We start from the raw sequence: 6,695 nt of genomic DNA, 5'->3' as shown, positions 1-6,695 counted from the left end.
CGATTGCATCACCTCGGTACAACTGATTTACCGAGGTGTGCCCATCGCAGGCAAGCCAGCTCCTACACAAGCCAGTTCCCATAGGCGATCTTGGTTGCTTTCAATGCCCTCGCGAAACGCCAGGTAATGCTTGAGCACCTGCACCGGCGCTTCGATCTGTGGGTAGTGGCCGATCTTGGCCAGCAACACCGTGTCGGCATCCGCTATCAACTCGCGGTAACGCGCCACCATGTGCGCGCCGGAGATCGGGTCGACTTCGCCATCGATCACCCGCAACGGCACTTCGCCGCGCTGCATGGCCGCCACCCAGCGCTCGCGTTGGCGGCGGCGCTGGGGGATGTAGGCGATGAGTTTATGTAGGATCCGCGGGCCATCGTTGTTTTCGATCAGGCTCCAGAAGTCATCCAGGGCGCTTTCGCTGGGGCGGGTGTCGGGGCCGAAGATCTGCTTGAAGCTGTCGGCCAGGGCATTGCGCCCGAATGCACGGCCGATCATCCACCCCAAGGGGCTGAGCAACAGTTTTTGCACCAGCGCCGCGCGATGGGTCTCGGGGAACAACCCGCCATTGAGAAACACACAACTGGCCAGCTGGAACCGCCCCTCGTAGTGCCGGGCGAGCAGTTCCTGGGCCACGCTGTCACCGTAGTCATGGGCCATGACATGCACCGGCTGCTGGATCCGCAGATGGGCCAGCAGGGCTTCTTGCAGGTCGGCCTGTTCCAACAGGCAATAGGTGTGGTCCAGGGGCTTGGCCGAGTCGCCGAAGCCGAGCATGTCGCAGGCAAGCACCAGGTTGCGCTGGGCCAGGGGCTGCCATAGGTAATGCCAGTCCCAACTGGCGCTGGGAAAGCCGTGGATCAGCAGCAAGGGTTGACCTTGCCCGGCCACCCAGTAACGGATGGTCTGCCCGCGAAACACAAAACTCTGCCCACGCTTGCGCCAGGCACTCAGGGGGATTTCGGCCAGTGGCATCAGAGTCGGTATCCAGGGTCGTGTTGATCGAGCTTGCGCAGCAGCGCCGGCCAGGCCAATGCGCCGCCCATGCCTTGGGCGCTCTTGGTCACGCCGGCAATCATCGCCTTGGCCCCCGCCAGAATCTGCGGCGCGATGGCAATCAGTTCGGCCCCGCCGTTTTGCGCCAGCACCTGGATATCGCAGGCGCGCTGGAAGGTGAACATCATCAGGAAGGTATCGGCGATGGTCGCGCCGCAGGTCAGCAGGCCATGGTTGTGCAGCATCAAAAAATTGCTCGGCCCCAGGTCGGCTTGCAAGCGGGCCTTTTCCTCGTGGTTCAGCGCCACGCCTTCGTAGGCGTGATAGGCCAGGCTCGAGAGCACGAACAGCGACTGCTGGCTGATGGGCAGCACGCCCTGCTTCTGCGCCGATACGGCCACGCCGGCTGCGGTATGGGTGTGCAGCACGCAGGCCACGTCGTGGCGTACTTCGTGGACCGCGCTGTGGATGGTGTAGCCCGCCGGGTTGATGTCGTAGGGGCTGTCCATCAGCTTGTTGCCGGCCTGATCGACCTTGACCAGGCTGGAGGCGGTGATTTCGTGGAACATCAGCCCGAACGGGTTGATCAGGAAGTCTTCGGTGCCCGGCACCTTGGCCGAGATATGGGTGAAAATCAGATCATCCCAGCCATGCATGGCCACCAGGCGATAGCAGGCGGCCAGGTCGATACGGGCCTGCCATTCGGCGGCGCTGACCTGGTCTTTTACACTCTGTGTCGATTGAACGGGGGCTAGGCTCACGGCAAGGACCTCGACGCGGTGGTGTTCTTATTGTTTTTTGGGCTGAGGGGCCAGTCTAGTCAGAGCTCGGGCCTGCTGTAGTTGCGTTGGCAGCCAGCTTGATGACCGAGCGGGTCAATTGTGAGGATAGTTCGGATTCGTACAATGTGGTGTCAGAGAAGCAACGCCAATAAAGGCGCGGCAAACAGGTTGAGCAAGCCGGTCAGGACCATCACCAGCCCGGCCACCGAGCCTTCTTCGCCGCCCACTTCATGGGCGCGGCTGACACCGGCCCCGTGGGCACCCACCCCAAACAATGCACCGCGCGCCAGGGCACTGCGCAACGGCAACCACTTGAGCAGCACCCCGCCGAGCATGGCGCCGAATACGCCGGTGAACATCACGAACACCGCCGTCAGCTCTGGTACGCCACCCAGGTCGTGGGCCAGGGGCATGGCGAAGGGCGTGGTGATCGAGCGTGGCACCAACGACATCGTCACCGCGCTGTCCAGGGCCAGCGCCTTGGCCAGGCCGAAGGAGGTGCCGATGGACGCGGCGCTACCGGCCAACATCCCCAGGAACAGCGCCGACCAGTGCCGCATCAATAACTGGCGCTGCTGCCAGATCGGGATGGCGAATGCCACCGTGACCGGGCCCAATACCTGCATCAGCCAATGGGTGTCGGTGGCGTATTCGGCATAGGCGGTGTTCAGCGGCACGGCTACCACCAGCAGCAGCGCGGGCACCAAAATCAGCGGCGACAGCAGGTAGCGCCCGGTACGCCGGTAGAGCCAGCGGCTCAAACCATAGGTCAGCAGGGTCAGGGCCAGCCAGAACAGCGGCATCCATTCAAGCTTCATGGCGCAGCTTCCAGCGGCAGACCAGTTCGACGGTAAACGCCGTGACCAGCATCACCATCAGGGTACTGAGGGCGATCACCAGCATGATCCGCCAGCCGTCATGGCGCAGCAGGCCGCCGTAATCAAGCAGGCTCATCAAGGCCGGGATAAAGAACAACAACATCTCCGCCATCAGCAGGCCAGCGCCCAATTGCAGGGCCGCCGGTTTGATCAGGCCACTGGCGAACACCAGTAGCAGCAGGCCCAGGCCAATCACCCCGCCGGGGATCGGCCACGCCAGCCATACGGCCACTTGGCAGCCCAGCAGGTAAATCGCCAGCAATACCAGCAGCTCAACCAGCAGCCGGCCCAGGTGTTTGAAGGTGAAACGTTTAATAGACATGGGTTCCTCGCAGGCCCTTATTTTAAAGAGCCCCCTGGCATCCCCAAAGCGAATTGTTAGACTGCAAGCCATTCCAAACTGGAATTATTGCAATGGAATTCAAACAGCTGCGCAGTTTTATCGAAGTGGTGCACCGGGGCGGTTTTACCCAGGCCGGGAAAACCCTGCATATCAGCCAGTCCGCCGTGAGCAAGCAAGTGGCACAACTGGAACACAGCCTGGGCACGCCCCTGCTCGACCGCATCGGCCCGCACGTGCGCCTGACCGCCGCCGGGCAGGTGGTGCTGCAACGGGCCGAAGCCATGTTGCGCCTGCAGACCGAGCTGGTGAGCGAGCTGGACGACCTGAATCAATTGACCCGTGGCGAGCTGCGCATGGGCCTGCCGCAACTGGGGGGCGATACCCTGTTTGCCGGGCTGTTTGCCGAATATCGCCGGCGCTATCCCAATGTCAGCATCCAGTTGCTTGAGGGCGGCAGCCGTAATATCGAGCAGGCCATCCTCGCCGGTGAGCTGGACATCGGCGGCAGCCTGTTGCCCACCGACCCGGCGTTTGCCTGGCAGGCGTTCTGTGATGAACCGCTGGATGCGCTGCTGCCCCTGGACCATCCGCTGGCGCAGCACACGCAGATTGGCCTGGAGCAATTGGCCGACACGCCGTTCTTGATGTACCAACGCAGCTTTGTGCTCAACGACCGGTTGCTCCAGGCCTGCCAGCAACTGGGCTTCACCCCCCGGGAAAGTGGGCGCAGCGGTCAGGCGGATTTTCTCGTCGCCTTGGTGGCCGCAGGCCAGGGCGTGGTGCTGTTGCCCAGCGTGGTCGCGCGCGGCCTGGAGCGCCCAGGTGTAGTGCGCCTGACCCTCAGGGCCCCCGATTTCCTACGCTGGGACATCGCCTTTATCTGGCGCAAGGGCGCCTATCTGTCGAAAGCCGCCCAGGCCTGGCTCGCGCTGTTGCGCGAGTACCCGATCAGCCGCGCAGTGCCGTGACCAGCTCTGCCAGCCAGGGCTCGGCGTCTGCTTCCGGGGTGACGCTTTCGCTGGCATCCAGGCGCAGCATCGGCAGCACTTCGCGCACGCCCAACTCAGCGAACAACTCGCGCATCTGCTCGCCGCCGCCGCAGAAGGTGTCGCCGTAGCTGGCGTCGCCCAGGCCGATCACCGCGCCCGGCAAACCACGCCAGGCGGCGGGCAGTTGGTCGCGAATGGCCGAATACAAAGGCTGCAGGTTATCGGGCAATTCGCCCATGCCGGTGGTGGAGGTGACGGCCAGCAAGGCGTCCGGGGCGAAGGCCTGCACATCGGCCAGGGTCGCCCGCGAGTTGTGCCAGGCCTCGAAACCGGCGGCGTTGAGAATACCCATGGCGTGGCGGGCAACTTCTTCTGCCGTGCCATAGACCGAGCCGGAAAGGATGGCGACTTTCATCAATCTGATCCTGTAGTTGAGTGAAAACCTGGGATATTAACAGTTGGCGGCCGGGTGGGCTGCCCTACACTCAGAAATCCACAAACACGCTATGGACCGCTCAATGATCAACGCCAAGCTGATGCAGATAGTCATCAACGCCTCCAACGACGGGATCGTCGTGGCCGAAAGGGAAGGCAAGGACAAGCCCCTGATTTACGTGAACCCGGCCTTTGAACGCCTGACCGGCTACAGCCTGGACGACATCCTTTACCAGGATTGCCGCTTCCTGCAGTCGGGCGACCGCGACCAGCCGGCCCTGATGGCTATTCGCGAAGCCCTGGACAGTGGCGGCGCCTGCCGGGAAATCCTGCGCAACTACCGCAAGGACGGCACGCACTTCTGGAATGAACTGTCATTATCGACGGTTTACAACCAGGCGGATGGGCAGACTTACTTCGTCGGCGTGCAAAAAGATGTAACGGTTCAGGTCAAGGCCCAGCAGCGTATTGCCCAGCTCGAAGCCCAGGTGGCGCAGCTTACAGCCGAGCTGGACGCGCTCAGTGCGACGAGCGGATCTAACAAACTTTAGAAAACACAGTCTTTAGGGTGATAATCAGTTTAATCACGCATTTCCTTGAGCCACATCAATGCAACGCGACGCGCTTCTGACCCAGGACGAGCTGGACTTCATCCAGAACATGCACCACAACCCGCAGCTTAATGTGCGGGATGTGTCGTCGAGCCTGACGGTCAACGGTGGCGCGCAGATCCGCGACCTGCTCACGCGCCTGGCGGCCCATGAGCATGTGACGATCCAGGCGCAATTCGATAACCAGCAAATGACCTTTCCACTGCAACTGGTGGAAGACGAGTTCCATGCCCTGCACTTGCGCCTTGGGGTGCCGAGCATTTTCGAGGACGGGCCGATGATCCGGCCCTGGCGCCTGGTGCTCGAAGAACCGGTGGCCCTGGAAAACGTCAAGGGCCAGCCAGGTGTGTTGTGGGTGCATGAAGTCTCGTTCAAGGGCCTGCTGGTGCAGTGCCGGGGTCGCAGCAAACCACCACGCACGTTCTCGATGTGGTTCAGCCCATCCGGCTACGAACGGATTGCGGTGCGTGGCACCCTGGAGCGCGAAACGGCGCGTGGCCTGTTTGCCTACCGCCTGAACCAGGGGGATGTGGATGAAACCGAGCGCCTGCGCCAGTTCATCCTGCAACAGCATCGCCTGGCCCACCCCGAAGTGCATGCCTGATCTCAGGTATCCAGGGTCCCACTGAGAAACTGCTGCAAGCGCCGCGGCATCAAGCGTCCTTCATTGCCCAGGCAGCCGATGGCAGTCCCTGCCAGTTGCTGTTCGGCCATGTCCGAGGCATCACCGGCCAGCAGCAACGGGCATTCCAGGGTCAGGGCCAACCGCTCCAACCGCTTGGGTAGCTCATGGCTCGGTGAGCGGTTGGAGAACAGCACCAGCACCTGCGGGCGGATCTTCTCGCAGACCAGCGTCAACTCATCCAAGGGGTGGCCCACGCTCAGCACATGAACCGCCAGTTCATCACCGCTGAGCATAAGCCCCGCCACCAGCAACTCCAGCTCTCGGCATTCGCCGGCAATGGCTGCCAGCAATACCTGCGGCGTGCGGCCAGCACGAGCGACCTGCAGGCGCTGGACAATCCGCGCGCGCAGGAAACTATCGAAAAACAGCCATTCGCTGGCTTGGCCGAAACGCCCCTGATGGCGCAACAACTGGTGCCAAAGGGGCATCAGGATGTCCTGGAACACCACGACGGCGGGGTACGCCGCAAAAATCTGCCCGTACAGGCGCTCCAGTTGCCGGTCATCAAACGCGCCGATGGCGAGCTGCAACTGCTGCTGCCACTGGACCCACTCATGCTGACCGTCGCCTTCCTGCAACGTGCGTAGGGAAGACGCTTGCGCATCGTCACGTGCGAGGATCCTGCCGACTTTGCTCACCGCGACCCCGCGTTCGATCCAGTCCAGGATGCGATGAACCGTCTCGATGTCCTTCTGCGTGTACAGGCGATGCCCGCTTTCGGTGCGAATCGGCTGGATCAAGCCATAACGCCGCTCCCAGGCCCGCAGGGTGACCGGGTTGATTCCTGTCAATCTCGCGACTTCGCGAATCGGGAACAACTCATCTGCCGCGCATAGAGCGCCTGGCTCAATACCTTGGAAGGGTGCTGTGGTTACAGGCATCGCGGGACCAAAACTTATACGAACTTGGATCCCATTTAACGCTTTTATACCTGTCTTTTTCAAGGGACCCGGCCAGCGGTCCAATGTCGCTGGCGTAT

General features: G+C 62.2%; 9 protein-coding genes. 3 read left to right on the top strand and 6 right to left on the bottom strand.

Features of this window, described 5'->3' with window-relative positions:
* Positions 1–27: 27 nt before the first annotated feature.
* The 4 genes from AC07W7_RS16670 to AC07W7_RS16655 all read right to left on the bottom strand — a co-directional run bounded on the left by AC07W7_RS16670 (position 28) and on the right by AC07W7_RS16655 (position 2,975).
* Complete coding sequence (locus AC07W7_RS16670; RefSeq protein WP_495039724.1) at positions 28–972, bottom strand: alpha/beta fold hydrolase; 945 nt, start codon at positions 970–972, stop codon at positions 28–30.
* Entirely contained in the window at positions 972–1,754 is a 783-nt protein-coding gene (locus AC07W7_RS16665) for a class II aldolase/adducin family protein (protein ID WP_169902008.1), read from the bottom strand. The genes AC07W7_RS16670 and AC07W7_RS16665 overlap by 1 nt, the downstream gene beginning before the upstream one ends.
* A 152-nt stretch (positions 1,755–1,906) precedes the next feature.
* Entirely contained in the window at positions 1,907–2,593 is a 687-nt protein-coding gene (locus AC07W7_RS16660) for an LrgB family protein (RefSeq protein WP_495039723.1), read from the bottom strand.
* The gene (locus AC07W7_RS16655) at positions 2,583–2,975 is read right to left on the bottom strand and encodes a CidA/LrgA family protein (RefSeq protein WP_076962819.1); all 393 of its coding nucleotides are present in this window, start codon (positions 2,973–2,975) and stop codon (positions 2,583–2,585) included. Before AC07W7_RS16655 ends, AC07W7_RS16660 begins: the two co-directional genes overlap by 11 nt.
* A gap of 92 nt (positions 2,976–3,067) precedes the next feature.
* On the opposite strand from AC07W7_RS16655, the gene AC07W7_RS16650 reads away from it, so the two are divergent.
* A complete protein-coding gene (locus tag AC07W7_RS16650; RefSeq protein ID WP_495039722.1) occupies positions 3,068–3,964 on the top strand; it encodes a LysR substrate-binding domain-containing protein in 897 nt (298 codons plus the stop codon).
* Here AC07W7_RS16650 and AC07W7_RS16645 read toward each other — a convergent pair.
* Positions 3,945–4,400, bottom strand: a complete 456-nt coding sequence (locus AC07W7_RS16645) for a flavodoxin (RefSeq protein ID WP_169897839.1) — start codon at positions 4,398–4,400, stop codon at positions 3,945–3,947. The genes AC07W7_RS16650 and AC07W7_RS16645 overlap by 20 nt on opposite strands.
* A gap of 103 nt (positions 4,401–4,503) precedes the next feature.
* Here AC07W7_RS16645 and AC07W7_RS16640 point away from each other — a divergent pair, with 103 nt between their 5' ends.
* Positions 4,504–4,971: a PAS domain-containing protein gene (locus AC07W7_RS16640; protein WP_495039721.1), complete on the top strand. Its 468-nt coding sequence runs from the start codon at positions 4,504–4,506 to the stop codon at positions 4,969–4,971.
* Between the two features lie 58 nt (positions 4,972–5,029).
* Positions 5,030–5,635, top strand: a complete 606-nt coding sequence (locus AC07W7_RS16635) for a hypothetical protein (protein WP_076962823.1) — start codon at positions 5,030–5,032, stop codon at positions 5,633–5,635.
* Between the two features lie 2 nt (positions 5,636–5,637).
* Here AC07W7_RS16635 and AC07W7_RS16630 read toward each other — a convergent pair whose 3' ends face one another.
* Positions 5,638–6,597, bottom strand: a complete 960-nt coding sequence (locus AC07W7_RS16630; protein ID WP_495039720.1) for a MerR family transcriptional regulator — start codon at positions 6,595–6,597, stop codon at positions 5,638–5,640.
* Between the last annotated feature and the right edge of the window lie 98 nt (positions 6,598–6,695).

Source organism: Pseudomonas sp. GW821-FHT01D09 (genome assembly GCF_059422465.1).
The sequence above is the reverse complement of the archived record's forward strand: the minus strand, read 5'-3'. Positions and strand labels throughout refer to the sequence as shown.